Origin of the sequence: Pseudomonas sp. GD04091 (assembly GCF_029836165.1) — a bacterium.
Lineage (GTDB): Bacteria > Pseudomonadota > Gammaproteobacteria > Pseudomonadales > Pseudomonadaceae > Aquipseudomonas.
Genome location: NZ_JAOEBG010000002.1, coordinates 192,736 through 217,982 on the forward strand (window position 1 = coordinate 192,736; position 25,247 = coordinate 217,982).

Annotated in this window: 21 protein-coding genes; 14 read left to right on the forward strand and 7 right to left on the reverse strand. The window is 64.9% G+C overall.

The window, feature by feature from the left end; translation table 11 throughout:
- The first annotated feature begins 18 nt into the window (after positions 1-18).
- Both N7422_RS03890 and infA read left to right on the forward strand, forming a co-directional pair.
- Positions 19-726, forward strand: coding sequence for an arginyltransferase (locus N7422_RS03890; RefSeq protein ID WP_279805330.1), 708 nt, complete (start codon positions 19-21; stop codon positions 724-726).
- Positions 727-829: 103 nt separating this feature from the next.
- Positions 830-1,048 carry a translation initiation factor IF-1 gene (gene infA, locus N7422_RS03895; protein ID WP_002553999.1) on the forward strand — a complete coding sequence of 73 codons (219 nt, stop codon included), beginning with the start codon at positions 830-832 and terminating at the stop codon, positions 1,046-1,048.
- A 164-nt stretch (positions 1,049-1,212) separates the two neighbouring features.
- Here infA and clpA read toward each other — a convergent pair whose 3' ends face one another.
- A complete protein-coding gene (clpA, locus tag N7422_RS03900; protein ID WP_279805332.1) occupies positions 1,213-3,483 on the reverse strand; it encodes an ATP-dependent Clp protease ATP-binding subunit ClpA in 2,271 nt (756 codons plus the stop codon).
- 30 nt (positions 3,484-3,513) lie between these two features.
- A complete protein-coding gene (gene clpS / locus N7422_RS03905) occupies positions 3,514-3,888 on the reverse strand; it encodes an ATP-dependent Clp protease adapter ClpS (protein WP_023630410.1) in 375 nt (124 codons plus the stop codon).
- Between the two features lie 231 nt (positions 3,889-4,119).
- Between clpS and cspD the strand changes: the two genes are divergently transcribed.
- The gene (cspD, locus tag N7422_RS03910; RefSeq protein ID WP_279805335.1) at positions 4,120-4,374 is read left to right on the forward strand and encodes a cold shock domain-containing protein CspD; all 255 of its coding nucleotides are present in this window, start codon (positions 4,120-4,122) and stop codon (positions 4,372-4,374) included.
- A 78-nt stretch (positions 4,375-4,452) separates the two neighbouring features.
- Here the strand turns inward: cspD and icd are convergent, their stop codons facing one another.
- Positions 4,453-5,709, reverse strand: coding sequence for an NADP-dependent isocitrate dehydrogenase (icd, locus tag N7422_RS03915; protein WP_279805336.1), 1,257 nt, complete (start codon positions 5,707-5,709; stop codon positions 4,453-4,455).
- Between the two features lie 517 nt (positions 5,710-6,226).
- On the opposite strand from icd, the gene N7422_RS03920 reads away from it, so the two are divergent.
- From N7422_RS03920 to N7422_RS03950, 7 genes are all read left to right on the forward strand, one after another.
- A complete protein-coding gene (locus N7422_RS03920; RefSeq protein ID WP_279805337.1) occupies positions 6,227-8,452 on the forward strand; it encodes an NADP-dependent isocitrate dehydrogenase in 2,226 nt (741 codons plus the stop codon).
- A 219-nt stretch (positions 8,453-8,671) separates the two neighbouring features.
- Positions 8,672-9,112: an NUDIX hydrolase gene (locus N7422_RS03925; RefSeq protein ID WP_279805338.1), complete on the forward strand. Its 441-nt coding sequence runs from the start codon at positions 8,672-8,674 to the stop codon at positions 9,110-9,112.
- Between the two features lie 57 nt (positions 9,113-9,169).
- Positions 9,170-10,294: a tRNA 2-thiouridine(34) synthase MnmA gene (gene mnmA / locus N7422_RS03930; protein ID WP_279805340.1), complete on the forward strand. Its 1,125-nt coding sequence runs from the start codon at positions 9,170-9,172 to the stop codon at positions 10,292-10,294.
- Positions 10,291-10,917 carry a high frequency lysogenization protein HflD gene (gene hflD, locus N7422_RS03935; protein ID WP_279805341.1) on the forward strand — a complete coding sequence of 209 codons (627 nt, stop codon included), beginning with the start codon at positions 10,291-10,293 and terminating at the stop codon, positions 10,915-10,917. Before mnmA ends, hflD begins: the two co-directional genes overlap by 4 nt.
- A 238-nt stretch (positions 10,918-11,155) precedes the next feature.
- Entirely contained in the window at positions 11,156-12,526 is a 1,371-nt protein-coding gene (gene purB / locus N7422_RS03940) for an adenylosuccinate lyase (protein WP_279805343.1), read from the forward strand.
- 81 nt (positions 12,527-12,607) lie between these two features.
- Positions 12,608-13,774, forward strand: coding sequence for a cupin domain-containing protein (locus N7422_RS03945; RefSeq protein ID WP_279805344.1), 1,167 nt, complete (start codon positions 12,608-12,610; stop codon positions 13,772-13,774).
- Positions 13,767-14,201 carry a GNAT family N-acetyltransferase gene (locus N7422_RS03950; RefSeq protein ID WP_279805345.1) on the forward strand — a complete coding sequence of 145 codons (435 nt, stop codon included), beginning with the start codon at positions 13,767-13,769 and terminating at the stop codon, positions 14,199-14,201. Before N7422_RS03945 ends, N7422_RS03950 begins: the two co-directional genes overlap by 8 nt.
- A gap of 173 nt (positions 14,202-14,374) precedes the next feature.
- On the opposite strand, the gene N7422_RS03955 is transcribed toward N7422_RS03950, so the two are convergent.
- Positions 14,375-16,225: a polyurethanase gene (locus N7422_RS03955; protein ID WP_279805346.1), complete on the reverse strand. Its 1,851-nt coding sequence runs from the start codon at positions 16,223-16,225 to the stop codon at positions 14,375-14,377.
- 236 nt (positions 16,226-16,461) lie between these two features.
- Between N7422_RS03955 and N7422_RS03960 the strand changes: the two genes are divergently transcribed.
- Positions 16,462-18,429, forward strand: coding sequence for a DNA topoisomerase III (locus N7422_RS03960; RefSeq protein ID WP_279805347.1), 1,968 nt, complete (start codon positions 16,462-16,464; stop codon positions 18,427-18,429).
- 64 nt (positions 18,430-18,493) lie between these two features.
- On the opposite strand, the gene N7422_RS03965 is transcribed toward N7422_RS03960, so the two are convergent.
- The 3 genes from N7422_RS03965 to N7422_RS03975 all read right to left on the reverse strand — a co-directional run bounded on the left by N7422_RS03965 (position 18,494) and on the right by N7422_RS03975 (position 21,675).
- Positions 18,494-19,585: an extracellular solute-binding protein gene (locus N7422_RS03965; RefSeq protein ID WP_279805348.1), complete on the reverse strand. Its 1,092-nt coding sequence runs from the start codon at positions 19,583-19,585 to the stop codon at positions 18,494-18,496.
- Complete coding sequence (aguA, locus tag N7422_RS03970; RefSeq protein ID WP_279805349.1) at positions 19,585-20,694, reverse strand: agmatine deiminase; 1,110 nt, start codon at positions 20,692-20,694, stop codon at positions 19,585-19,587. Before aguA ends, N7422_RS03965 begins: the two co-directional genes overlap by 1 nt.
- 93 nt (positions 20,695-20,787) lie before the next feature.
- Positions 20,788-21,675: a LysR substrate-binding domain-containing protein gene (locus tag N7422_RS03975; protein ID WP_279805350.1), complete on the reverse strand. Its 888-nt coding sequence runs from the start codon at positions 21,673-21,675 to the stop codon at positions 20,788-20,790.
- A 140-nt stretch (positions 21,676-21,815) separates the two neighbouring features.
- On the opposite strand from N7422_RS03975, the gene N7422_RS03980 reads away from it, so the two are divergent.
- From N7422_RS03980 to N7422_RS03990, 3 genes are all read left to right on the forward strand, one after another.
- Positions 21,816-23,105: an FAD-binding oxidoreductase gene (locus tag N7422_RS03980; RefSeq protein ID WP_279805351.1), complete on the forward strand. Its 1,290-nt coding sequence runs from the start codon at positions 21,816-21,818 to the stop codon at positions 23,103-23,105.
- A complete protein-coding gene (locus N7422_RS03985) occupies positions 23,098-23,658 on the forward strand; it encodes an XRE family transcriptional regulator (protein ID WP_279805352.1) in 561 nt (186 codons plus the stop codon). Before N7422_RS03980 ends, N7422_RS03985 begins: the two co-directional genes overlap by 8 nt.
- 92 nt (positions 23,659-23,750) lie before the next feature.
- Positions 23,751-25,103, forward strand: a complete 1,353-nt coding sequence (locus N7422_RS03990; protein WP_279805354.1) for a glutamine synthetase family protein — start codon at positions 23,751-23,753, stop codon at positions 25,101-25,103.
- Positions 25,104-25,247: the final 144 nt, after the last annotated feature.

A 25,247-nucleotide genomic window follows, 5' to 3' on the forward strand; every position in this document is an offset into this window, starting at 1 on the left:
TCACCTAAGGGGTTGATCATGACAGAGTTGGCGCGGTTGAAGTTCTATGCCACTCAACCCCACTCCTGCAGCTACCTGCCGGAGGAGCAGGCCACCACGCTGTTTCTCGACCCGAGTCAGCCGATGGACGTGCACGTCTATGCCGACCTGTCGGAAATGGGCTTTCGCCGCAGCGGCGATCATCTCTACCGCCCCCATTGCCAGCATTGCAACGCCTGCGTGCCCGCGCGCATACCCGCCGCGCGCTTCATCCCCAACCGCCAGCAGCGGCGCATCCTCAAGCGTAATGCCGACCTGACCGTCAGCCCCGCCCGTCCGACCTTCAAGGAAGAATACTTCGACCTGTATCGACGCTATATCGAACAGCGCCATGCCGATGGCGACATGTACCCGCCGAGCCGCGACCAGTTTTCCACTTTCCTGGTCCGCGACCTGCCCTTTTGCTGGTTCTACGAGTTCCGCCTGGAGGGCCGGTTACTGGCCGTGGCGGTGTGCGACATGCTGCCCAATGGCCTGTCGGCGGTCTACACCTTCTACGAGCCCGACGAGGAACGTCGCAGCCTGGGCCGCTACGCCATCCTCTGGCAAATCACCGAAGCCCTGCGGCAAGACCTCGAAGCCGTGTACCTCGGCTACTGGATCAAGAACTGCAAGAAGATGAACTACAAGACCCAGTACCGCCCCATCGAACTGTTGATCAACCAGCGCTGGGTCACCCTCAACTGAAAGGCATTGGCTTGAAACACAATTTTCGGGCATAATCCACGCCACTTTTTTGCCCGGTGCAGTCGCGCGTCGGGCCATCACTGGATACCGAGGGCTTTACTGCATGTCGAAAGAAGACAGCTTCGAAATGGAAGGCACTGTCGTCGACACCCTGCCCAACACCATGTTCCGCGTGGAGTTGGAAAACGGGCACGTCGTTACCGCGCACATCTCTGGCAAGATGCGCAAGAACTACATCCGTATTCTCACTGGCGACAAGGTCCGCGTCGAACTGACGCCATATGACCTGAGCAAGGGCCGCATCACCTACCGTGCGCGCTAAGCTCAAGCCATGAAAAAGCCCGGCCATGTGCCGGGCTTTTTTGTGGGCTTCCATAAAACGAGGCGGCGGTGCAGCTCTTTCGCCGGCAAGCCGGCTCCCACAGGAACCGCACAACCTTGTGGGAGCCGGCTTGCCGGCGAAAGGGCCGCACAGCGACCCCTGCCTTATGCGACCTCAGCCGTGGTCTCGTAGTCGAACACCAGTTCGCCATCACGCAGGTCGATGTGCACCACGCCACCGTGCTCGGCCAGTTCGCCAAACAGGATCTCCTCGGCCAGCGGCCGCTTGATCTTGTCCTGGATCAGCCGCGCCATCGGCCGCGCGCCCATCTGCACGTCGTAGCCCGAGGCCGCCAGCCAGCCGCGAGCGGCATCGCTGACTTCCAGCAGTACACGCTTGTCTTCCAGCTGCGCCTGCAGTTCGATGAGGAACTTGTCGACGATGCTCTTGATCGTCTCGTGGGACAGACGGCCAAACTGGATGATCGTGTCCAGACGGTTGCGGAACTCCGGCGTGAAGCTCTTGCGAATGACTTCCATGGCATCGGACGAGTGATCCTGGTGCGTGAAGCCGATCGAGGCCCGCGCGGCGGTTTCGGCGCCGGCGTTGGTGGTCATGATCAGGATCACGTTGCGGAAGTCCGCCTTGCGCCCGTTGTTGTCGGTCAGGGTGCCGTGGTCCATCACCTGCAGCAGCAGGTTGAAGACTTCCGGGTGTGCCTTCTCGATCTCATCGAGCAACAGCACGCAGTGCGGCTGCTTGGTGATGGCCTCGGTCAGCAGGCCGCCCTGGTCGAACCCGACATAGCCGGGCGGCGCGCCGATCAGGCGCGACACGGTGTGCCGCTCCATGTATTCGGACATGTCGAAGCGCACCAGTTCCACGCCCAGCGCCTTGGCCAGCTGGCGGGCCGCCTCGGTCTTGCCCACACCGGTGGGGCCGGCGAACAGGAACGAACCGACCGGCTTGTCCGGCGCCTTGAGGCCGGCACGGGACAGCTTGATGGCCGTGGCCAGCGAGTCGATCGCCGCATCCTGGCCGAACACGGTCAGTTTCAGGTCACGCTCGAGGTTGCGCAGCAATTCCTTGTCGGAACTGGTGACGTGCTTCGGCGGAATCCGCGCGATCTTGGCGACGATGTCCTCGACCTGAGGCACGTCGATGCGCTTGACCCGGTTGGCCTCCGGCTGCAGGCGCTGGTAGGCGCCGGCCTCGTCGATCACATCGATGGCCTTGTCCGGCATGTGCCGATCATTGATGTAGCGCGAGGCCAGTTCGGCGGCGGCGCGCAGGGCCTCGTCGCTGTACTCGATGTTGTGGTGGCTTTCGAAGCGGCCCTTGAGGCCACGCAGGATGCCCACGGTGTCTTCCACCGACGGCTCGGTGACATCGACCTTCTGGAAGCGCCGCGCCAGCGCGCGATCCTTCTCGAAGATGCCGCGGAACTCCTGGAAGGTGGTCGAACCGATGCAACGGATCTCGCCGGACGACAGCAGCGGCTTGAGCAGGTTCGACGCATCCATCACGCCACCGGATGCCGCACCGGCGCCGATGATGGTGTGGATCTCGTCGATGAACAGGATCGCCTGCGGCCGCTTGCGCAGTTCGCCGAGCAGCGCCTTGAAGCGCTTCTCGAAGTCGCCGCGGTACTTGGTACCGGCCAGCAGCGCCCCCAGGTCGAGCGAGTAGACCACGCTCTGGGCCAGCAGGTCGGGCACCTGGCCGTCGACGATGCGCTTGGCCAGGCCTTCGGCGATGGCGGTCTTGCCCACACCCGCCTCACCCACCAGCAGCGGGTTGTTCTTGCGCCGGCGCGCTAGGATCTGCGCCACGCGCTCGACCTCCTGCTCGCGACCGACCAGCGGGTCGATACGCCCGGCACGCGCCAGTTCGTTCAGGTTGCTGGCATAGGCATCCAGCGGATTGCTGGACGACGAGGTCTCTGCGCCCTCCTCGTCCTGCATGTCCTGGTCGCTTTCGTTGTGCGGTCCGTGCCCCGGCACCTTGCTGATGCCATGGGCGATGTAGTTGACGACGTCGATGCGGGCCACGCTCTGCTGCTTGAGCAGGAACACGGCCTGACTTTCCTGTTCGCTGAAGATCGCCACCAGCACGTTGGCGCCGGTGACTTCACGCTTGCCGGAGCTTTGCACATGGAACACGGCGCGCTGCAGCACGCGCTGGAAGCCCAGCGTCGGTTGCGTTTCCCGATCCTCGTCATGCACGGGGATCAACGGCGTGGTCGAATCGATGAACTCTTGCAGATCGTGCCTGAGCTTGTCGAGATTGGCGCCACAGGCGCGCAGAACGGTCGCGGCGGCTTCGTTGTCAAGGAGTGCCAACAACAGGTGTTCGACGGTCATGAACTCATGACGCTTCGAACGGGCCTCCTTGAAGGCCAGATTGAGGGTGACTTCGAGCTCGCGGTTTAACATAGCTTCACCTCATACCCAAGTGGTCGGCGATTAACCGTCCTTCTCGATTTCACAGAGTAGCGGATGCTGGCTTTCCCTGGCGTATTGGTTGACCTGCATGGCCTTTGTCTCGGCGATGTCCCGGGTAAACAATCCGCATACTGCCCGCCCTTCGGTATGGACGGTCAGCATGATCTTCGTTGCCAGCTCGCGGTTCAGATTGAAGAACGTCTCGAGCACTTCGACGACGAAATCCATCGGCGTGTAGTCATCGTTGAACAAAACCACCTTGTACATCGGTGGCGCCTGCAGGATCGGCTTGGCCTCCTGAACCGCAAGGCCTGCGCCATCGTCCTCATGCCCGTCCTCATGCGACTGCGGGCGATCCTGATTGAATGTTAGTCGAATCTCACTGAGTACATGCATGGAAAGAATTTCATCATGATCGACAGGTTAAGGTTGTGGGTTGACCGCGCAGGCCGCGCTCAGCGTGGGCGCCAGCTGACCTTGACTATCGGCAAAACGGTGTTACAACCAATAAGAACCCACCGTGGTCGATAAAGATCCGCGCAGTCAACCAGATTTTCTCGCAAGGTTCGTATGCGGATGAAGTGGATGATACTCCAGTGATGGAGTCCTTTGCAGAGGGACATAGGGATGGCAAGCGGTAAAGTCAAGTGGTTCAACAATGCCAAGGGCTACGGATTCATCAACGAAGACGGTAAGACCGACGACCTGTTCGCCCATTATTCGGCGATCAAGATGGACGGCTACAAGACCCTCAAGGCCGGACAAACCGTGAATTTCGAGATCGTCCAGGGCCCCAAGGGGCTGCACGCAGTCAACATCGATGGCACCAAGAACGACGCCGCTATCGAAGCGCAACGCGAGCCTGCCACGGCTAACCGTTGATCCGCTCTGCCGTCTGCCGGTAAACGTAAAAGCCGGTCGCTTCTTTAACAAGCAAGCGACCGGTTTTTTTCGTCTGGCTTACATGTGCTTGATCAGCGCTTCGCCAAAGCCCGAACTGCTCACCAGTGTCGCGCCATCCATCAGACGCTCGAAGTCATAGGTGACTGTCTTCGCCGCGATGGCACCGTTGGTGCCCTTGATGATCAGGTCGGCCGCCTCGGTCCAGCCCATATGGCGCAGCATCATCTCGGCCGAGAGGATCACCGAGCCTGGGTTGACCTGGTCTTTCCCGGCGTACTTGGGCGCGGTGCCGTGGGTCGCCTCGAACATGGCCACGGTATCCGACAGGTTGGCACCTGGCGCGATGCCGATACCCCCCACCTCCGCCGCCAGGGCGTCGGACAAATAGTCACCGTTGAGGTTCAGGGTGGCGATCACGTCATATTCGGCGGGGCGCAGCAGGATCTGCTGGAGCATGGCATCGGCGATGGCGTCCTTGACGACCACCTCGCAGCCGGTCTTCGGATTCTTGAACTTCATCCAAGGGCCGCCGTCGAGCAGTTCGGCGCCAAATTCATCGCGCGCCACCTCGTAGCCCCAGTCCTTGAAGGCCCCTTCGGTGAACTTCATGATGTTGCCCTTGTGCACCAGGGTCAGCGACTTGCGGTCGTTGTCCACCACGTATTGCAGGGCCTTGCGCACCAGGCGCTTGGTGCCCTCCTTCGAGACCGGCTTGACACCGATGCCGCAGTCCTGGTCGAAGCGGATCTTGGTGACGCCCATTTCCTCCTTGAGGAACTTGATCACCTTGTTCGCCTCGGGCGAGCCTGCCTTCCACTCGATACCGGCATAGATGTCCTCGGAGTTCTCGCGGAAGATCACCATGTCGACATCGCCCGGCTTTTTCACCGGGCTCGGCACACCCTGGAACCAGACCACCGGACGCAGGCACACATAGAGGTCGAGCTGCTGGCGCAGCGCCACGTTGAGGGAGCGGATGCCACCGCCCACCGGTGTGGTCAGCGGCCCCTTGATCGACACCACATAGTCTTTCACCGCATCCAGGGTTTCCTGTGGCAGCCAGGTGTCCTGGTCATACACCTGCGTGGCCTTCTCCCCGGCATACACCTCCATCCAGGCGATCTTGCGCTTGCCGCCGTAGGCCTTCTGCACGGCGGCATCGACCACCTTGATCATCACCGGCGAGACGTCCACGCCGATACCGTCGCCCTCGATGTAGGGAATGATGGGGTTGTCGGGAACATTGAGCGAATGGTCTGCATTGACGGTGATCTTGGCACCATCAGCCGGAACCTTGATTTTCTGGTATCCCATGCTGCACTACTCCGCTTTTCCTGGGGTGATTGGAACTCGTGCGATCCACTGAGCCTAAACCACATCCGCTGACCTGCAAGGTGGCATCCCGGGGTCGGCACGCCCATTGGCGGGCAAACCCGCGCCCACAGAACCAGGCACCTCCCCGCCGAGCGGGTTTACCCGCGAAAATGCATGGCCCAGGCCTGCGGCAACACGCCACATTGCCCCTACGTCTTTGGTCTTATAAATGGCGCGATCGCACTTGACCTTGCTGATTAGCCCAAAGGGTTTGATATACTGCGCCGCGACCACAGGGTCATCGGGGCGAACCCTTGGAAAATGCGGCTCGCCCTTGGTCAAGAATGACCGCAAAGCCTGGGCCGTTACCGCGTCCCAGCACTTGACGCTCGACTGATGCATCCACCATCACCGCTCGCAGCCTCTCGACTTTCCGCTCATGGCGTCGCCAGGGCGAAGCGCCTACCCTGCGCACCTCGAGACTCGAGTACGCTCAGCACATAGAGAGTTAACCCGCATGCCCACCCGTTCCAAGATCATCTACACCTTCACCGACGAAGCCCCTGCCCTCGCCACCTACTCGCTGCTGCCGATCATCGAAGCCTTCACCGCTTCGGCTGACATCGCCGTCGAAACCCGCGATATTTCCCTGGCTGGCCGTATCCTCGCGGCGTTCCCCGAGCAACTGGGCGCAGAGAAGCAGGTAGGCGATCACCTGGCGGAACTGGGCCAGCTGGCGACCACTCCTGAAGCCAACATCATCAAGCTGCCGAACATCTCCGCATCGGTACCGCAGCTGAAAGCCGCCATCAAGGAACTGCAAGCCAAGGGCTTCAACATCCCTGACTACGCCGACGAGCCAGCCAGCGCCGAAGAGAAAGAATCCCGCGCCCGCTACGACCGCATCAAAGGCTCGGCCGTAAACCCGGTACTGCGCGAAGGCAACTCCGACCGCCGCGCCCCGCTGTCGGTCAAGAACTACGCGCGCAAGCACCCGCACAAGATGGGCGCCTGGGCCGCCGACTCCAAGTCGCACGTCGCCCACATGACCCAGGGTGACTTCTACGGCAGCGAGAAAGCCGCACTGATCGAGGCCGACGACAGCCTGCGCATCGAGCTGGTCGGCAAGGACGGCAGCACCACCGTGCTGAAAGAAAAGACCGCCGTCAAAGCCGCCGAAGTCATCGACTGCGCCACCATGAGCCGCAAGGCCCTGAAAGCCTTCATCGCCGAGCAGATCGCCGATGCCAAGGCCTCCGGCGTGCTGCTCTCGGTCCACCTGAAAGCCACCATGATGAAGGTCTCCGACCCGATCATGTTCGGCGTCATCGTCGAAGAGTTCTACAACGACGTGCTGGCCAAGCACGCTGCCGCACTGGCTGAAGTCGGCTTCAACGCCAACAACGGCATCGGCGACCTGTACGCCCGCATCAAGGATCTGCCAGCCGACAAGCAGGCCGAGATCGAAGCCGACATCCAGGCCCTGTACGCCGTTCGCCCAGCCCTGGCCATGGTCAACTCGGACAAGGGCATCACCAACCTGCACGTGCCGAGCGACGTCATCGTCGACGCCTCGATGCCGGCGATGATCCGCGACTCGGGCAAGATGTGGAACACCGCAGGTGAACTGCAAGACGCCAAGGCGATCATCCCGGACCGCTGCTACGCCGGCATCTACCAGGCCACCATCGAAGACTGCAAGGTCAACGGCGCGTTCGATCCGACCACCATGGGCAGCGTGCCGAACGTCGGCCTGATGGCACAGAAGGCCGAAGAGTACGGCTCCCACGACAAGACCTTCCAGATCAAGACCGACGGCGTCGTGCGCGTGGTCGACGGCAAGGGCAATGTCGTGCTGGAACAGAACGTCGAAGCCGGTGACATCTTCCGCATGTGCCAGACCAAGGACGCGCCGATCCAGGACTGGGTCAAGCTGGCCGTCAACCGCGCCCGCCTGAGCAACACCCCGGCGGTGTTCTGGCTGGACCCGGCCCGCGCCCACGACGGCGTGATGATCGAGAAGGTGCAGCAGTACCTGAAGGATCACGACACCTCCGGCCTGGACATCCGCATCCTCGCACCGGTCGACGCCATCAAGTTCTCCCTGGCCCGCATCCGCGAAGGCAAGGACACCATCTCGGTGACCGGCAACGTGCTGCGCGACTACCTGACCGACCTGTTCCCGATCATGGAGCTGGGCACCAGCGCCAAGATGCTGTCGATCGTTCCGCTGATGAACGGCGGCGGCCTGTTCGAGACCGGCGCCGGCGGTTCGGCACCGAAGCACGTGCAGCAGCTGGTGGAAGAGAACTTCCTGCGCTGGGACTCGCTGGGTGAATTCCTGGCCTTGGCCGCTTCCCTGGAGCACCTGGGCAACACCTACGACAACCCGCGCGCCAAGGTCCTGGCCAACACCCTGGACCAGGCCACCGGCAAGTTCCTCGACACCAACAAGTCGCCTTCGCGCAAGGTCGGCGGTATCGACAACCGCGGTAGCCACTTCTATCTGACCCTGTACTGGGCAGAAGCACTGGCCGCCCAGACCGACGACGCCGCCCTGCAGGCGCGCTTCGCCCCGCTGGCCAAGACCCTGGCCGAGAACGAGGCGACCATCGTCGCCGAGCTCAACGCGGTCCAGGGCAAGCCGGCCGACATCGGCGGCTACTATGCCCCGGATGCCGAGCTGACCGCCAAGGTCATGCGCCCGAGCCAGACCCTGAACAGCGCCATCGCCGCACTGTAAGGTTCGCTTGACGTAACAGCACAGACCCCGGCCACGCACCGGGGTTTGTGCTTTCTGCAGAGCAGATACGGCCCCTTGTAGGAGCGGCCTTGTGTCGCGAAAGGGCTGCGAAGCGGCCCCAGGATTTCAGCTTCGCAGCGGAAATTGTCGGGGCCGCGTTGCGGCCCTTTCGCGACACAAGGCCGCTCCTACAGGCCCGCGCCACCTGAGGAAACACAAATGACCTGGCAACCCCACATCACCGTCGCCACCATCGTCGAACACGAAGGCAAGTTCCTCTTCGTCGAGGAATTCAAGGCCGGCCAGCACGTGTTCAACCAGCCCGCCGGCCACCTGGAAGCCAACGAAACCATCACTCAGGCCGCCCTGCGCGAAACCCTGGAAGAAACCGCCTGGGAAGTCGAACTCACCGGCGTGGTCGGCATCTACCTCTATACCGCCCCGAGCAATGGGGTCACCTACCAGCGCATCTGCTTCGCCGCCCGTCCCGTACGGCATCATGCCGACCTGGCGCTGGACAGCGACATCGTTCGCGCCGTATGGCTGACCCGCGAGGAACTGCTGGCCGAACCGTCGCGCTGGCGCAGCGAACTGGTGCCGCGCTGCCTCGACGACTACCTGGAAGGCCCCCTGCACAGCCTCGAACTGTTGCGCGACTGACGTCAGCCCGCGGGTTTGATAGAATCCGCGCTTTTCCCCAGATACACACCGGTAGCCATGACCAGCCCAGCACTCAAAGACCCCGCCAAGACCCGCGTCATCGTCGGCATGTCCGGCGGCGTGGACTCTTCCGTCTCCGCCCTTCTGCTCATGGAGCAGGGCTACCAGGTGGAAGGTCTGTTCATGAAGAACTGGGAAGAGGACGACGGCACCGAATACTGCACCGCCCGTGAAGACCTGGCCGACGCCCAGGCCGTGTGCGACCGCATCGGCATCAAGCTGCACACCGCCAACTTCGCCGCCGAATACTGGGACAACGTGTTCGAGCACTTCCTCGAAGAGTACAAGGCCGGGCGCACGCCGAACCCGGACATCCTCTGCAACCGCGAAATCAAGTTCAAGGCGTTCCTCGACTACGCCCTGTCCCTGGGCGCCGACCTGATCGCCACCGGCCACTACGTGCGCCGTCGCGACACCGGCGAGCTGACCGAACTGCTCAAGGGCCTGGACCCGAACAAGGACCAGAGCTACTTCCTGCACGCCGTCGGCGGCCAGGAGATCGCCCGCACCCTGTTCCCGGTGGGCGAACTGGAAAAACCCGAAGTGCGTGCCATCGCCGAGAAACACGGCCTGGCCACCGCCAAGAAGAAGGACTCCACCGGCATCTGCTTCATCGGCGAACGCCGTTTCAGCGACTTCCTCAAGCAGTACCTGCCGGCCCAGCCAGGCAACATCGAAACCACCGACGGCGAAGTGATCGGCCGCCACCACGGCCTGATGTACCACACCATCGGCCAGCGCCAGGGCCTGGGCATCGGTGGCCTGAAGGACGCCGGCGACGAGCCGTGGTACGTGCTGCACAAGGACCTGACCCGCAACGTGCTGGTGGTCGGCCAGGGCAACGAGCACCCGTGGCTGTTCTCCCGCGCCCTGCTGGCCTCGGAGATCTTCTGGGTCAACCCGATCGACCTCGGCAGCCCACGCAAGCTCACCGCCAAGGTGCGCTACCGCCAGGGCGATCAGCAGTGCACCCTGGAGCGCACCGAGAGCGGCTACCGCGCCGTGTTCGATGAGCCTCAGCGCGCCGTCACCCCGGGCCAGTCGGTGGTGTTCTACGACGGCGAGGTGTGCCTGGGGGGCGGTGTGATCGAAGTCGCCGAGCCGTGGAGCCCGCGTCAATGAACAACCTCCAGGAGCAGCTGGTCGCCCTCGGTGGCGTGTTCCAGGCCGCGGTACTGGTCGATCGCATCGCCCGCACCGGCCAGGCCAGCGAAGCCAACATCGGCTGCATGCTCGGCAGCCTGCTGGTACGCGACCCGAAGGACACCCTGGAGGTGTTCGGCGGTGACGACCTCAACCTGCGCGACGGCTACCGCGCACTGGTCGGCGCCCTGGAGCGCGACCCCAGCAGCCTGCAGCGCGAGCCGCTGCGCTATGCCCTGTCGATGCTCGGCCTGGAGCGCCAGCTGAACAAGCGGGGCGACCTGCTCGACACCATCGGCAACCGCCTGCCGCAGATCCAGTCCCAGGCCGAGCATTTCGGCCTGGTTCACGAAAACGTCATCGCCTCCAGCGGAGCCTTGTACCAGGACACCCTGAGCACCCTGCGCCAGCGCATTCAGGTGCACGGCGACATGCGCTTCCTGCAGCAGGCCAGCAACGCCTCGAAGATCCGTGCCCTGCTGCTGGCCGGCATTCGCGCCGCGCGCCTGTGGCGCCAGCTCGGCGGGCACCGCTGGCAGCTGGTGCTCAGCCGCCGCAAGCTGCTCAACGAGCTGTACGGGATGACACGTACTACCGATTGACACAGAAACCTGCAGGAGCGGCCTTGTGTCGCGAAAGGGCCGCAGCGCGGCCCCAGGATCTCGAGCCTGACTCAAGATTGCCGAGGCTGCTGCGCAGCCCTTTCGCGACACAAGGCCGCTCCTACAGGGGATCGCAACATTTTTGATAGGCCCGACCTTTGGTCAGCCACCCGACTCGGGCGCGTTTTTCATGTATGATATGCGCCCTTCCAAAAGCCTGACTGTCCGAGAACACCCCATGCAGCTCTCCTCGCTCACTGCGGTTTCCCCTGTAGACGGCCGTTACGCCGGCAAAACCCAGGCCCTGCGCCCCATCTTCAGCGAATTCGGCCTGATCCGATTCCGCGCCCTGGTCGAAGTGCGCTGGCTGCAGCGCCTGGCCGCCCACCCGCAGATCGGCGAAGTGCCGGCGTTCTCCGCCGAAGCCAACGCCGTGCTGGACAGCCTGGCCACCGACTTCAAGCTCGAGCACGCCGAACGCGTCAAGGAAATCGAGCGCACCACCAACCACGACGTCAAGGCCATCGAGTACCTGCTCAAGGAGCAGGCCGCCCAGTTGCCTGAACTGGCCAAGGTCAGCGAATTCATTCACTTCGCCTGCACCAGCGAGGACATCAACAACCTGTCCCACGCCCTGATGCTGCGCGCCGGCCGCGACGAGGTGCTGCTGCCGCTGATGCGCCAGATCGCCGAGGCCATCCGCGCCCTGGCCCACGCCCACGCCGACGTGCCGATGCTGTCGCGCACCCATGGCCAGCCGGCTTCGCCGACCACCCTGGGCAAGGAACTGGCCAACGTCGTCTACCGCCTGGAGCGCCAGATCGCGCAAGTGGCCGCCGTGCCGCTGCTGGGCAAGATCAACGGTGCCGTGGGCAACTACAACGCGCACCTGTCGGCCTACTCGCAGATCGACTGGGAAGCCAACGCCCGCGCCTTCATCGAGGACGAGCTGGGCCTGGTGTTCAACCCGTACACCACCCAGATCGAGCCGCACGACTACATCGCCGAGCTGTTCGACGCCATCGCCCGCTTCAACACCATCCTCATCGACTTCGACCGCGACGTCTGGGGCTACATCTCGCTGGGCTACTTCAAGCAGAAGACCGTCGCCGGTGAAATCGGCTCCTCGACCATGCCGCACAAGGTCAACCCGATCGATTTCGAGAACTCCGAAGGCAACCTGGGGATCGCCAACGCGCTGTTCCAGCACCTGGCCAGCAAGCTGCCGATCTCGCGCTGGCAGCGTGACCTGACCGACTCCACCGTGCTGCGCAACCTGGGCGTAGGCTTCGCCCACAGCGTCATCGCCTACGAAGCCAGCCTGAAAGGCATCGGCAAGCTGGAAGTCAACGCCGCCCGTATCGCCGCCGACCTGGACGCCTGCTGGGAAGTCCTGGCCGAGCCGATCCAGACCGTGATGCGCCGCTTCAACATCGAGAACCCCTACGAGAAGCTCAAGGAGCTGACCCGTGGCAAGGGCATCACCCCTGAAGCGCTGCTGACCTTCATCGACGGCCTGGACATGCCGGCCGAAGCCAAGGCCGAGCTCAAGCAACTGACGCCTGCGACCTACATCGGCAACGCGGTGGCCCAGGCCAAACGCATCTAAGCTGACCGTCGCGTCCAACGCCCGGCCTGGCCGGGCGTTTTTATTCCCGTACGAAAACTACGTTTTTTCAATAGGTTGAACATGAATTCTGATACTCCACTGCAACTGTTGGGCGGCCTCACGGCCCGTGAATTCCTGCGCGACTACTGGCAGAAGAAACCACTGCTGGTGCGTCAGGCCTTCCCCGACTTCGTCAGCCCCATCGATGGCGACGAGCTGGCCGGCCTGGCATTGGAAGAAGAAGTCGAGTCGCGCCTGGTGCTGGAACACGGCGAGCGTCCATGGGAGCTGCGCCGTGGCCCGTTCGCCGAGGACGCCTTCAGTGATCTGCCCGAGCGCGACTGGACCCTGCTGGTCCAGGCGGTTGACCAGTTCGTGCCAGAGGTCGCCGAGCTGCTGGAAGAATTCCGTTTCCTGCCCAGCTGGCGTATCGACGACGTGATGATCAGCTACGCCGCCCCCGGTGGCAGCGTCGGTCCGCACTTCGACAACTACGACGTGTTCCTGCTGCAGGGCGAGGGCAAGCGCAACTGGAAAGTCGGCCAGATGTGCAACAGCGACAGCCCGCTGATCGACCATGCCGACCTGCGCATCCTCGCCGACTTCGAGCAGAGCGACGAATGGACCCTGGAGCCGGGCGACATGCTCTACCTGCCTCCACGCCTGGCTCACTACGGCGTGGCCGAGGACGAGTGCCTGACCTACTCGGTCGGCTTCCGTGCCCCGAGCGCAGCCGAAGTGCTGACTCACTTCACCGACTTCCTCGGCCAGTTCCTGCCAGAAGAAGAGCGCTACAGCGATGCCGACGCCCAGCCGGTCAGCGATCCGCACCAGATCCAGCATGACGCCCTCGACCGCCTCAAGGCGCTGATCGACAAGCACATGGCCGACAAGGACCTGCTGCTGACCTGGTTCGGCCAGTTCATGACCGAGCCGCGTTATCCGGAGCAGGTCGTCGGCGAGGAGTTGACCGAGCAAGAGCTGCTCGACTATCTCGGACAGGGCGCCATCCTCATCCGTAACCCGAGCGCACGCATGGCCTGGTCGGAGTTCGGCGACGACCTGCTGCTGTTCGCCAGCGGTCGCAGCTGCCCACTGCCAGGGAAATTGCGCGAACTGCTGAAGCTGATCTGCTCCGCCGACGCACTGCACAGCGAAAATCTTGCGCAGTGGCTGCAGGACGAAGACGGCCTGATGCTGGTACAACAGCTGGTCATGCAAGGCAGCCTGGGATTCGCCGATGAATAAGATCAGTGTTCGACTGGCCGACTGGCACAAAGACAACGCCGACATCCACCGCATCCGCAGCGCCGTGTTCGTCGCCGAACAGCACGTGCCGCCGGAACTGGAGTTCGATGCCGAGGATCCGACCGCCGTGCACTTTTTGGCCATGGAGGGCGACTATCCGATCGGCACCGCCCGCCTGCTGCTCGACGGCACCATCGGCCGGGTATCGGTGCTCAAGGACTGGCGCGGCCTCAACGTCGGGGATGCGCTGATGCGTGCGGTGATCATCGAGGCGCAGAACCGCGACCTTGGCAAGCAGATGCTCAGCGCCCAGGTGCATGCCACCCCGTTCTACGAGCGCCTGGGCTTTCGCGTGGTCAGCGAGGAGTTCCTCGAGGCCGGCATCCCGCACGTGGACATGGTCCGCGACTCACGCGAGATCGCCTGAGCCATCACGTTGGCGGCCTGCTCCTTGTAGGAGCGGCCTTGCCGAGGCGTCGGACCGGTCGGAAAGGGCCGCATGGCGGCCCCGGCGATCTTTGTGTCAACGCTGAAATCCTGGGGCTGCTACGCAGCCCTTTCGCGACACCAGGCCGCTCCTACCGGGTTACGCTCTACCCCTCAGGCAATCACGATCTGCCCGTCCCCTACCCCCTGACCCGCGATTCCCACCAGCGTCACGCTGTCCCCGCCGAACTTCAGCACCAGGTCATCGCCGACCTGGCTGGCATGGGCACGCCAGTCCGGCGCCGCCGTCCCGCCGTCCACACCAATGAACACCAGCCGGTCCTGGCCGGTGAAGTCCAGCACCCGGTCCTGGCCGAAATGGTCGCTGAACAGGAAGGTGTCGCGCCCCCCGCCCCCCATGAGCACGTCGTTGCCCGCGCCGCCGACCAGCACGTCATTGCCGGTGCCGCCCTGCAGCCGGTCGTCCCCGCCGAGGCCGAACAGCCATTGACCCTGGCTGCCCGCCACCAGCTGGTCGCCGGCCTGGGTGCCGTTGAACGAGGATGCGTAGGGCGTGATCTTGCCGCTGTCGAACAGACCTTGCGCCGCCACCCCGTGGCTGACCTCCCTGCTGAAGATCAGCAGGCTCGACTCTTTGCTCACCAGGCTCTCGACATTGCGCACCAAGCTGATGCCGCCCTGTGCGTCGCGCACGTACAGCGTGCCCTCGCCGTCCCGGGCGATACTCAGGTTGGCCAGGGCATCCTGCAGCTTCAGGCTGTCATGCCCTGCGCCGCCATCGATCAGGTTGAAACCGCCGTCATCGCGGAAGGTGTCGTTGCCCGCCCCCCCTTCCAGATAGTCGTTGCCCCGCCCGCCGTGAATCAGGTCATCCTTCTGCGAACCGATGATGAAGGTACTGCCCTTGTGCGGCTCGGCGTTGCGGTTCAGATCCTCGACCCAGGTCGAGCCACGGGTGACGTCGGACAGATTGCTGACCACGATGGTCGAGTCGCGGCTGGTCCACTGATAGAAGGACGAATCCAGTACCCGGCCCAGCCCATCGGCATAGGCCGAGGGCAGGTGCGACAGCCAGGTGGCGATGTTGCCGATGGAGAACGGCAGCAGGTTCCAGGCATCGGAGGCGTAGTGATCGTTGAAGTTGACGATGTTGTTGGTGGCCGAGGCCTTGGCGCCGTCGTGCACGCCCAGCGTGCCCCAGGTCGCCGAGGTGCCGTCGAGCACTCGGAACACCGGGTCGTTCTCATAGCCGATGTTCAACACCTTGCTGGCATCGGCGGCCTGTGTCGGCGAGGCGAAGGCGACGTAGCGCGCATCCTGGTAGAAGCCGCCCCAGCGCGAGGCGCTCAGGTCCGCGAGGCTGTTGACCGCCAGGCCGCCGAGGCTGTGGCCGCTGACGGTGACATCGGCGCCGCTCAGGCCATTGGCCTTGGCGAAGGCCGCCACATCGGCGAGCAGCCGGTCGAAAGCGTTACCGGCATAGTCGCGGGCATAGCCGGCCGGGCCAATCGCCGCCAGCAGGTCGTTGATGGCATCGCCGATGCTGTCGCCCAACAGATTCTCGCGCGGGCCGCTGGTGCCGCGAAACGCGATACCGACGCCGGTGAGCTGGCCGGCGCCATCGTAGCGACCGAGGATTTCCACCTGCGCCGAGGTATAGCCCGGCGCTTCGCCGTGGAAAGTGCCACGCGCGTCGATCTTGCCCTGGTAACCCAGCTGCGCCGCGCTGATCGGCGTCCAGCCAGCGGCCTTGACCTGGGCCAGGGCCTTGGCCTCGGAGTCGGGGTTCCACGGGATCCCGGGAATCACCCCCTGGCTGTCGGTGCCGCCAATCAGGGCCTTGACCAGCGTGGCCGGCAGGCCCAGGCCGAAACCATGCTTTTGATAGCCGGCGGCGAAGCCATCGTCGATGCCGTGGTAGGCATAGGTGGCCAGGGCCATGGCGTCCTTGTAGAGCGAGGTGCTGGCGCTGCTGTCGAGTTTTCGGTAGTCGAATACGGGCATTGGTTTACATCCCTGTTTCTAGTAGGAGAGGCGCCCCCAGCGACTTCGTCCATTGACACGACTGGCAGGCGAAAGGCAAAGCTGGCACGCACCCGGCGACACGTCCAACCCGAAGCCATGGCAAACCTGGCAAAGATGCGGGCATAAAACCTGTACATGCATACAGATAAAACTTGCCTGCACGGCCTGCCTTGCGCATCCTAGTGCGCATCTTTCACGATGAAGCGTTTTCGGCCATGCGGCTCTTTCTCTGCGAAAAACCCTCCCAGGCAAAAGACATCGCCAAGGTGCTCGGCGCGCAACGCCGTGGCGACGGCTGCTGGCAAGGCACCGATGTCTGCGTGACCTGGTGCATCGGCCACCTGCTGGAGACCGCCCCGCCCGACAGCTACGACGAACGCTACAAGCGCTGGTCGCTCGACGACCTGCCGATCATCCCCGAGAAGTGGAAGATGACGGTCAAGCCCAAGACCGCCAGCCAGTTCAAGGCGGTCAAGCGTCTGCTCGGCGAGGCCCGTGAGCTGGTGATCGCCACCGACGCCGACCGCGAGGGCGAGATGATCGCCCGCGAGCTGGTCGAGCATTGCCGCTACCGAGGGCCGATCCAGCGCCTGTGGCTGTCGGCGCTGGACGATGCCTCCATCCGCAAGGCGCTCGGGCGCTTGCTGCCGGGCCAGGAGACCTTCAGCCTCTACCACTCGGCCCTGGGCCGCTCGCGGGCCGATTGGCTGATCGGCATGAACATGAGCCGCCTGTTCACCCTGCTCGGTCGCCAGTCCGGTTACCAGGGCGTGCTGCCGGTGGGCCGGGTGCAGACACCCACGCTGCGCCTGGTGGTGGACCGCGACCGCAGCATCGCCGACTTCGTGCCGGTGCCGTACTGGGCCATCGAGGTACAACTGGAAAGCGCCGGCAGTGTGTTCAACGCCCAGTGGCGCGCCCCGGAGGATGCCTGCGACGATCAGGGCCGCTGCCTCAAGCAGGCGCTGGCGCAACAGGCCGCCAAGGACATGCGGGCCGCCGGCAGCGCCCGGGTGCTGAAAGTGGCCACCGAACGGGTACGCGAGGCCGCTCCCCTGCCCTTCGACCTCGGCACCCTGCAGGAGGTGTGCTCGAAGAAGCTCGGCCTCGGCGCCCAGGAGACCCTGGACATCGCCCAGGCCCTGTACGAGACCCACAAGCTCATCACCTACCCGCGCAGTGACAGCGGCTACCTGCCCCTCAGCCAGCACGGCGAAGCAGCCGGTATTCTCGCCGCCCTGCAGCGCGCCGACGACAGCCTAGCCCCGCTGCAGCCGCATCTGGAACCGCAACGCCGCTCGCGGGCGTGGAACGACCAGAAGGTCAGCGCCCACCACGGCATCATTCCCACCGCGGCCGCCAGCGACCCGGCACGCCTGGCGCCCAAGTACAAGGCGGTGTATACCCTGATCCGCGCCCGTTACCTGGCGCAGTTCCTGCCCAACCACGAATATGACCGCACCCAGGCCGAGTTCGACTGCGCTGGGCAGGCACTGCGGGCGGTGGGCAAGCAGATCGTCGAGCCGGGCTGGCGCCGCGCGCTGCCCGAGGCGCTCACGCCCACCAAAGGCCGCGAGGCACCACCGGCCCAGGTACTGCCGCCATTGCGCGAAGGCCAGGATTGCGCGGTGCATGGCCTGCAGCTGAAAGACCTGTGGACCCAACCGCCCAAGCCCTTCACCGAAGGCGACCTGATCAAGGCGATGAAGAACGTCGCCAAGCTGGTGGCCGACCCCCGGCTCAAGCAGAAGCTCAAGGAAACCACCGGCATCGGCACCGAGGCCACCCGCGCCAGCATCATCCAGGGCCTGCTCGACCGCGGCTACCTGGTCAAGAACGGCAAGGCCTTGTCTGCCACGCCCGCGGCCTTCAGCCTGATCGACGCCGTGCCGCGCGCCATTGCCGACCCAGGCACCACGGCCATCTGGGAGCAGGCGCTGGACATGGTGCAGAACGGCGAAATGAGCCTGGACGAGTTCGTCGCCCGGCAATCGGCCTGGATGGGCAAGCTGGTGCAGCGCTGCGCGGGCATGCGCCTGACCATCAGCGGGCCGGCCGCCGGCAAGGCCGCGGCGCCGTGGAAGAAAAAACGCAAACGTGCGGACAAGAGCAAGGCCACGGCAGGCGCAAGCAAAGCAACGGCGGGCAAGACCAGGCCGCCACGGCGCAAGGCGTCGACCTAGCAGGCATGCTGCCTCGGCCGTGCCGCCCTGTGCGCGGGCAAACCCTGTACAGAAGGCACGGCGACTAAGTCCCGCTCTTCAACCGGCTGAACGCCCGGGTCAATTCGCGGTTGAACGCCTTGCCATTGTCATTCTTGCTGTACAACCGCGCCCGCACCTCGGCCGGGGGGTAGGTCCCCGGGGCATTGCGGATCCGCGGATCCACCAGCGCGTCGGCCGCCGTGATCGCATTGGCGTAATGGATGGTGTCGGTGATCGGCGCGATCACCTCCGGGCGCATCAGGTAGTCCATCAGCGCCCAGGCAGCCTCCGGGTGCGGCGCATCCTTGGGCACCACCAATGCGTCCAGCCAGATCAACGTGCCCTGCCGAGGGATGCGGTAGTCCAGGGTGAATGCCTTGTTCGCCTGTTCCGCCTGGGTCTGGGCGATCGCCACGTTGCCGTTCCACGACATCGCCACGCAGGTCTCGCCGTTGGCCAGGTCGTTGATGTTGCGGTCATTGTCGAAGTAGCGGATGTACGGACGCACCTTGCGCAACTGCGCTTCGGCGGCCTTGAGGTCCTCCAGGCGCTGCTGGTTGATGTCCAGGCCCAGGTAGCGCATCACCGCCGCGAACACCTCGTTGGGATCGTTGAGCAGGCTCACCCCGCAGTCGGCGAATTTCGCCACCACCTGCGGATCGAACAGCATCGCCCAGCTGTCGGTCGGCGCATCCGCCAGCCGCGAGGCCACCGCCTGCGCCTGGAAACCCACGCCCGTGGTGCCCCAGGCATAGGTGCCGGCATAGCGGTTGCCCGGGTCGAATACTGCCATGTGCTGGCGGAACTCCTCGCCCACTCCCTGCAGGTGCGGCAGCCGCGACTTGTCCAGCGGCTGCAGCGCGCCGCTGGCAATGGCCCGGCTCAGGTGCTGGCCGGCGCTGAGCACCACATCGTAGCCGCTGCCTCCGGTCAGCAGCTTGGTTTCGGCGGTTTCCAGCGAGTCGAAGTGATCGGCGACCACGCGAATCCCGGTCTGCTGTTCGAAACGCTTCAAGGTATCCGGTGCCAGGTACTCGCCCCAGATGTACAGGTTTACGGTAGGCTGCGGCGCGTCGGCGGCCAGGACCGACGTCGCCGCGCAGCCCAGGACCAGCGCCAGGGCCAAGCCTTTCATCAGCGGCGACCTCCGGCGTATTGCGGCATGGTGATACAGGCGACATTGCCACCGCCGAGCAGGATCTCGCGGCTGTTGTCGATACCGATGATGCGATGGCCGGGGAACAGCTCGGCCAGGGTGGCCTGGGCCACGGCGTCGTTGCGGTCGCCGAACAGCGGCACGACGATGGCCGAATTGCCGGCGTAGTAGTTGATGTACGAAGCGCAGATCTGCGTGCCGGCCTGACGTACGTGGGTGCCTTCGACCTGGTCCAGGCCCGCCGCCTCCTCCGCCGTCCAGCGCAGCACCTCGGGCTGTGGCAGCTTGTGCACCTTGAGTGCGCGGCCGCGACTGTCGCGGGTGCCGCGCAGAATGTCGTAGGCCTCCTGGTAGATCTCCCACTGCGGATCGTCACGGTTGTCGGTCCATTGCAGCACCACCTCGCCGGGGCGCACGAAGCAGGCCAGGTCGTCGACATGGCCATCGGTCTCGTCGAACTTGCAGCCACGGGGCAACCAGATCACCTGGTCGGCGCCCAGGTAATCCTGCAGGCGGCGGGTCACTTCGTCCTTGCCCAGGTGCGCGTTGCGATTGCGGTTGAGCAGGCACTGCTCGGTGGTCAGCAGGCTGCCCTGGCCGTCACTCTGGATGCCACCCAGTTCGGCGATCAACGGTGCGCGGTAGCGGTCCAGGTGCTCGATCTCGAGGATCTTGCGGGCGATCTGGTCATCCTTGTCCCAGGGGTAATAAAGGCCGCCGTCCAGGCCGCCGTAGGCGTTGAACTCGAAGTCCACGCCACGCACCTCGCCGCTTTGATCGTTGACCACGAAGCATGGCCCACTGTCGCGGAACCAGGTGTCGTTGCAGGTCATCTCCACCACCCGCACGTGGGCCGGCAGCAGGTTGCGGGCGTTGGCGTACTGGGCAGCCGAGGCGCAGACGGTCACCGGCTCGCTGGACGCGATGGCCGTGACGATCTCGACCCAGACCTTCTGCGCCGGCTTGGCGCCATTGCGCCAGACATCCGGACGCTCCGGCCAGCCCAGCCAGCAGCGGGTCTTGGGCTCGAATTCGCCAGGCAGGCGGAAACCATCGGCCTTGGGCGTGGTGGTGAGCGAACGTGCCATGGTCAACCTCGGTATCGGTGAGTGATGACTGCACGCTACGCCCCGCCGACGCAGGCTTCCAACGATGAAAACTCAGCGATAGGTGAACTGGATTCAGCTATCGCCCAGCTGTTCGATGAACCATTCGATGAATTGCGCCACCGCGCCACGCTCCAGGCGCAGCCGCTCGCAGACCAGCGCATATTGCCCCTGGGCGGTGACGCTGGCGCTGAACGGGCGAACCAGGCGACCGCTCTGCAGGTCGGCCTGGCAGGTGAGGTTGTCGCCCATGGCCACGCCCTGCCCGAGCAAGGCGGCTTCCAGTGCCAGCGCCGCATGCGGAAAGTACAGCTGGCGCGTGGGCAGGGCGTCCTCGGCATGGGTCGCCAGCCAGGTGGTCCAGGTACGACCGTCCTGGTCATCGTGCAGCAGGCAATGGCGCACCAGGTCACGTGGCCGCTTCAGGCCGCCCTGGTTGAAGAGCCCGGGGCTGCATACCGGGAAGAACTGCAGCAGCGGCAAGGGCCGGACGAAGTGGGTACTGGCATCCAGGGCGCTGGTGCCATAGGTGATGGCCAGGTCCACGTCCAGTGCTGGGGCTCCGGCGTCGATCGGCTGCTCGTGCAGGTGCAGGGTGATATGTGGGTAGCGGCTGCTGAAGTCGGCGAGCCGCGCCACCAGCCACTTCTGGGCCAGCTCGGCGGTGACCGCGACCCGCAGCACAGCCTGGGAGGCCGGATCGCGCAGTTCGTCGCAGGCCTTGCCGATCAGCTCGAAGGCCTGCTGCAGATGATGCAGCAGCCGCTCGGCCTCGGCGGTCGGGCGTACCTGGCGCCCCACCCGCTCGAACAGGGCCACGCCCAGTTGCTCTTCCAACTGGCGGATCTGGTGACTGACAGCGCTGTCGGTGACGCACAGCTCGGCCGCGGCGCGGCCGAAGTGCCCGTGGCGGGCGGCGCATTCGAAGGTGCGCAAGGCGGTGAGGGATGGCAGGCGGCGCATGGCGAAATGCCTTGTCGTTGTTTTCAGGGGCCGCTGGATCATATCGCCAACCTGGCAAAAAACACGATCGACTGGCGATGTGAAAATTCTCTGCTACTTTTTCATGAAAATAATCAAAACAAATTTCACGAGGTCCCGGCATGTTCAAGCAATCCGCCCAGCACGTCGCCAGCTATTACGCTAAGACCTACCCTGCCCCGATCCCCCTGCGGCCTGCACTGCAAGGCAGCCATGACACCGATGTGCTGATCGTCGGGGCCGGGTTCAGCGGGCTGCACACTGCCTTGCGCCTGGCCCTGGCCGGCAAGCGCGTCAGCGTACTGGAGGCCAGCCGGGTGGCCTGGGCGGCGTCCGGGCGCAACGGCGGCCAGGCGTTGCTGGGCTGGTCCTGCGACATGCCACCGCTGGAGAAAGCCCTGGGCCTGGAACGTACCCGGCGCCTGTGGGACAGCATGTGCTGGGCGGCCGAGGAAATGCGCGACCTGCCTCTGCGCCACGGTTTCGAGGTGGACTACCGCCCGGGCAGTCTGTGGACCGCGGTGCTGCCACGCCGGGTGAAGCTGCTGGAAGAAGCCCGGGAGGAAGCCGCCAGCAAGTTCGGCTACGACTGCCTGCGCCTGATCGGGCGCGACGAGTTGCCCGCCTGGATCGACAGCCCCCGCTACCAGGCCGCCCTGTACGATCCCAACGGCGCCCACCTCAACCCGCTGAAGCTGGCCCAGGGCCTGGCCGGCATCATCGAGCAGGCGGGAGGCCGGATCTTCGAGCAGAGCCAGGTGCTCGACTATCGCGAGCAGGGCGCCGGCTTCGTGGCCCGCACCGACAAAGGCGAAGTGCGCAGCGCCGTACTGGTGCTGGCCTGCAATGCCTATATCGACGGCCTCGACCGCACGCTGTCGCGCCGCCTGCTGCCGGTGGGCTCCTACCAGATCGCCACCGCGCCGCTGGACGCGGACTTCGCCGCGTCACTGCTGCCGCGCGACAGTTGCGTGATCGACAACCAGTTCGTCCCCGACTACTTGCGCCTCACCCCCGACCACCGCCTGCTGTTCGGCGGCGGCTGCACCTACCTGGGCGGCATCCCCAGGGATGTCGCCGGCGCCACCCGGCCTTACCTGGAGCGGGTGTTCCCGCAACTGCGCGGGGTGGCCATCGAGCACGCCTGGGGCGGCCATATCGACTGCAGCATCCAGCGCACCCCGGACATCGGCCGCCAGGGCCAGCGCTACTGGCTGCAGGGCTTTTCCGGCCACGGCGTGCTGCCGACCCTGGCCGGCGCGCGCGCGGTCAGCGACGCGATCCTCGGCGACGACGACCTGCTGGCGCTGTACCAGGGCATCGACAATGGCCGCTTCCCCGGCGGCGATCTGCTCGCCGCGCCACTGGAGGCGGCGGCCAAGGCCTGGTACAGGATGCGCGACCATGTCTGAGCCGATCGACGACAGCCAGGCCCTGGCGCGACTGGTACGCGACCTGCGCAAGCACCGGGGGCTGACCCTGGACGAGCTGGCCGGACGGGTCAAACGTTCACTGGGCTTTCTCTCCCAGGTCGAACGTGGCCTGTCACGCCCGACCGTGGCCGATCTCACCGCCATCAGCGAAGCGCTGCAGGTACCCACCACCTACTTCTACCAGGCCGTGCCGCCCCGGGAGATCGACTGGGTCACCCGCCCTGGCGAACGCCGCACCTTGTATTACGCCGGCGGTGTCACCGACGTGCTGGTCTCGCCGACCCTGAACGGTCGCTTCGCCATGCTCGAAAGCCACCTGACACCGGGTGCCAGCAGCGGCGAGGGGCACCTGGACGACAGTTCGGAACAGGGTGGTTTCGTGCTTGAAGGTGAGCTGACCTTGTGGCGGGAAGACCATGAGACCGCCGTCACCTTGTTTGCCAATGACAGCTTCCAGCTGCCGCCCCACAGCCAGTTCCGCTACGCCAACCTGACCGAACGGACGACCCGGGTGCTCTGGGTGTTTCGCTGAGCGCAGGCTGTGTTGTCGAGCTGTAAACAACGCCCTCTGTGGGCGCGCGCCAGATCAACGATCTCATGTGTTGTTCCAACGGAGCACAAGCAATGACCAGCGACAGCCGCTTTCCCGATCTGCTCAGCGAAGTACGCGCCTTTCGCGCCGCCCACCCGGACGTGCGCTACGTCGACCTGATCAGCCTGGACATCCCCGGACACTTCTACGGCAAGCGCTATCCCATCGACATGCTGGAAAAGGTGGCGGCCGGCAGCCCGCTGAAGCTGCCGCAGAACTGCGTCCTGCTCGGTGCGCAGGGCGGGCTGTTCCCGATCGGTGACTACTGCTTCAACGACGGCGACCCCGATGCCCCGCGCCGCCTGGTACCCGGCACGCTCAAGCCGGTGACCTGGGAGCGTGAGCCGCTGGGGCAGATGCTGATCAGCTCCGACGGCACCGCGGCCCCCATCGAGTTCGAGCCACGCGAAGTGCTGGCCCGCGTCCTGCGGCGTCTCGAGCGCCGTGGTATCCGCCCGGTGGTGGCCTTCGAACTGGAGTTCTACCTGTTCGACCGGGCGTTGCAGGACGGCATGCCGCAGTTCCCCCGCGACCCGTCCACCGGCGATGCCGACGATCAGCCGAACATGCATATCGAACGCCTGTCGCGCTTCGCCGACGTGCTGCGCGAGATGGTCGATACCGCCAATGCCCAGGGCGTGGACGCCAATGTCATCACCGCCGAGCTGGGGCCGGGGCAGTTCGAGATCAACTTCGGCCATTGCGACGACGGCCTGCGCGCCGCCGACTGGGCGGCGCTGTTCTGCCGCAGCACCCGTGGCGTGGCGTTGAAGCATGGATTGCGTGCTTCGTTCATGAGCAAGCCTTACCTGCAAGCGCCGGGCAGCGGCATGCACGTGCATGTCAGCCTCTACGACCAGGCCGGCGACAACCTGCTCGCCGCCGACGCCCAGCGCCCGCTGCGCCACGCCGTGGCCGGCTGCCTGGCGTGGCTGGCGCACTGCATGCCGATCTTCGCCGCCAATCACAACGCGTTCCGCCGCTACGGCGCCATGGTCAATGCCGCCAGCCGCGCCAGCTGGGGCTTCGAAGACCGCGATGCGTGCATCCGCATTCCCGAGTCGGACCCGCGCAACCTGCGCATCGAGCATCGCCTGGCCGGCGCGGACGCCAACCCGTACCTGGTGCTGGCGGCGATTCTCTGCGGCATGGAACATGGGCTGGATGCCGGCCAGGAGCCGATCGCAGCGCTGAACGAGGATCGCGGCAGCGGGATCGACTTTCCCAAGGACATGCTCAGCGCGGTGGCCGCGATGCGTGGACACCCGGCGGTCAACGAGGGACTGGGAGCGGAGTTCGTGATGGTCTATTGCGAGAACAAGCGCCAGGACCACCTGGCATTTCTGCAGGAGGTCAGTGCCCGCGAATACCGCTGGTTCCTGTGACATCCATCGCCGGACAAGCCCGCTCCCACGCATCCATGACTACGAACCGGCGTTGGAGCGGGCTTGCCCCGCGATGAGGCCGGCACTGGTATCGCCTGGCGCCCAGGATTACCATGTACCGCCTTCAGCGCGGCCTTTTGCCGC

What these genes read in the sequence shown, in the direction of transcription:
- N7422_RS03890 (WP_279805330.1), top strand. Translation starts at nt 19, where the DNA reads ATGACAGAGTTGGCGCGGTTGAAGTTCTATGCCACTCAACCCCACTCC.
- infA (WP_002553999.1), top strand. Translation starts at nt 830, where the DNA reads ATGTCGAAAGAAGACAGCTTCGAAATGGAAGGCACTGTCGTCGACACC.
- clpA (WP_279805332.1), bottom strand. Translation starts at nt 3,483, where the DNA reads ATGTTAAACCGCGAGCTCGAAGTCACCCTCAATCTGGCCTTCAAGGAG.
- clpS (WP_023630410.1), bottom strand. Translation starts at nt 3,888, where the DNA reads ATGCATGTACTCAGTGAGATTCGACTAACATTCAATCAGGATCGCCCG.
- cspD (WP_279805335.1), top strand. Translation starts at nt 4,120, where the DNA reads ATGGCAAGCGGTAAAGTCAAGTGGTTCAACAATGCCAAGGGCTACGGA.
- icd (WP_279805336.1), bottom strand. Translation starts at nt 5,709, where the DNA reads ATGGGATACCAGAAAATCAAGGTTCCGGCTGATGGTGCCAAGATCACC.
- N7422_RS03920 (WP_279805337.1), top strand. Translation starts at nt 6,227, where the DNA reads ATGCCCACCCGTTCCAAGATCATCTACACCTTCACCGACGAAGCCCCT.
- N7422_RS03925 (WP_279805338.1), top strand. Translation starts at nt 8,672, where the DNA reads ATGACCTGGCAACCCCACATCACCGTCGCCACCATCGTCGAACACGAA.
- mnmA (WP_279805340.1), top strand. Translation starts at nt 9,170, where the DNA reads ATGACCAGCCCAGCACTCAAAGACCCCGCCAAGACCCGCGTCATCGTC.
- hflD (WP_279805341.1), top strand. Translation starts at nt 10,291, where the DNA reads ATGAACAACCTCCAGGAGCAGCTGGTCGCCCTCGGTGGCGTGTTCCAG.
- purB (WP_279805343.1), top strand. Translation starts at nt 11,156, where the DNA reads ATGCAGCTCTCCTCGCTCACTGCGGTTTCCCCTGTAGACGGCCGTTAC.
- N7422_RS03945 (WP_279805344.1), top strand. Translation starts at nt 12,608, where the DNA reads ATGAATTCTGATACTCCACTGCAACTGTTGGGCGGCCTCACGGCCCGT.
- N7422_RS03950 (WP_279805345.1), top strand. Translation starts at nt 13,767, where the DNA reads ATGAATAAGATCAGTGTTCGACTGGCCGACTGGCACAAAGACAACGCC.
- N7422_RS03955 (WP_279805346.1), bottom strand. Translation starts at nt 16,225, where the DNA reads ATGCCCGTATTCGACTACCGAAAACTCGACAGCAGCGCCAGCACCTCG.
- N7422_RS03960 (WP_279805347.1), top strand. Translation starts at nt 16,462, where the DNA reads ATGCGGCTCTTTCTCTGCGAAAAACCCTCCCAGGCAAAAGACATCGCC.
- N7422_RS03965 (WP_279805348.1), bottom strand. Translation starts at nt 19,585, where the DNA reads ATGAAAGGCTTGGCCCTGGCGCTGGTCCTGGGCTGCGCGGCGACGTCG.
- aguA (WP_279805349.1), bottom strand. Translation starts at nt 20,694, where the DNA reads ATGGCACGTTCGCTCACCACCACGCCCAAGGCCGATGGTTTCCGCCTG.
- N7422_RS03975 (WP_279805350.1), bottom strand. Translation starts at nt 21,675, where the DNA reads ATGCGCCGCCTGCCATCCCTCACCGCCTTGCGCACCTTCGAATGCGCC.
- N7422_RS03980 (WP_279805351.1), top strand. Translation starts at nt 21,816, where the DNA reads ATGTTCAAGCAATCCGCCCAGCACGTCGCCAGCTATTACGCTAAGACC.
- N7422_RS03985 (WP_279805352.1), top strand. Translation starts at nt 23,098, where the DNA reads ATGTCTGAGCCGATCGACGACAGCCAGGCCCTGGCGCGACTGGTACGC.
- N7422_RS03990 (WP_279805354.1), top strand. Translation starts at nt 23,751, where the DNA reads ATGACCAGCGACAGCCGCTTTCCCGATCTGCTCAGCGAAGTACGCGCC.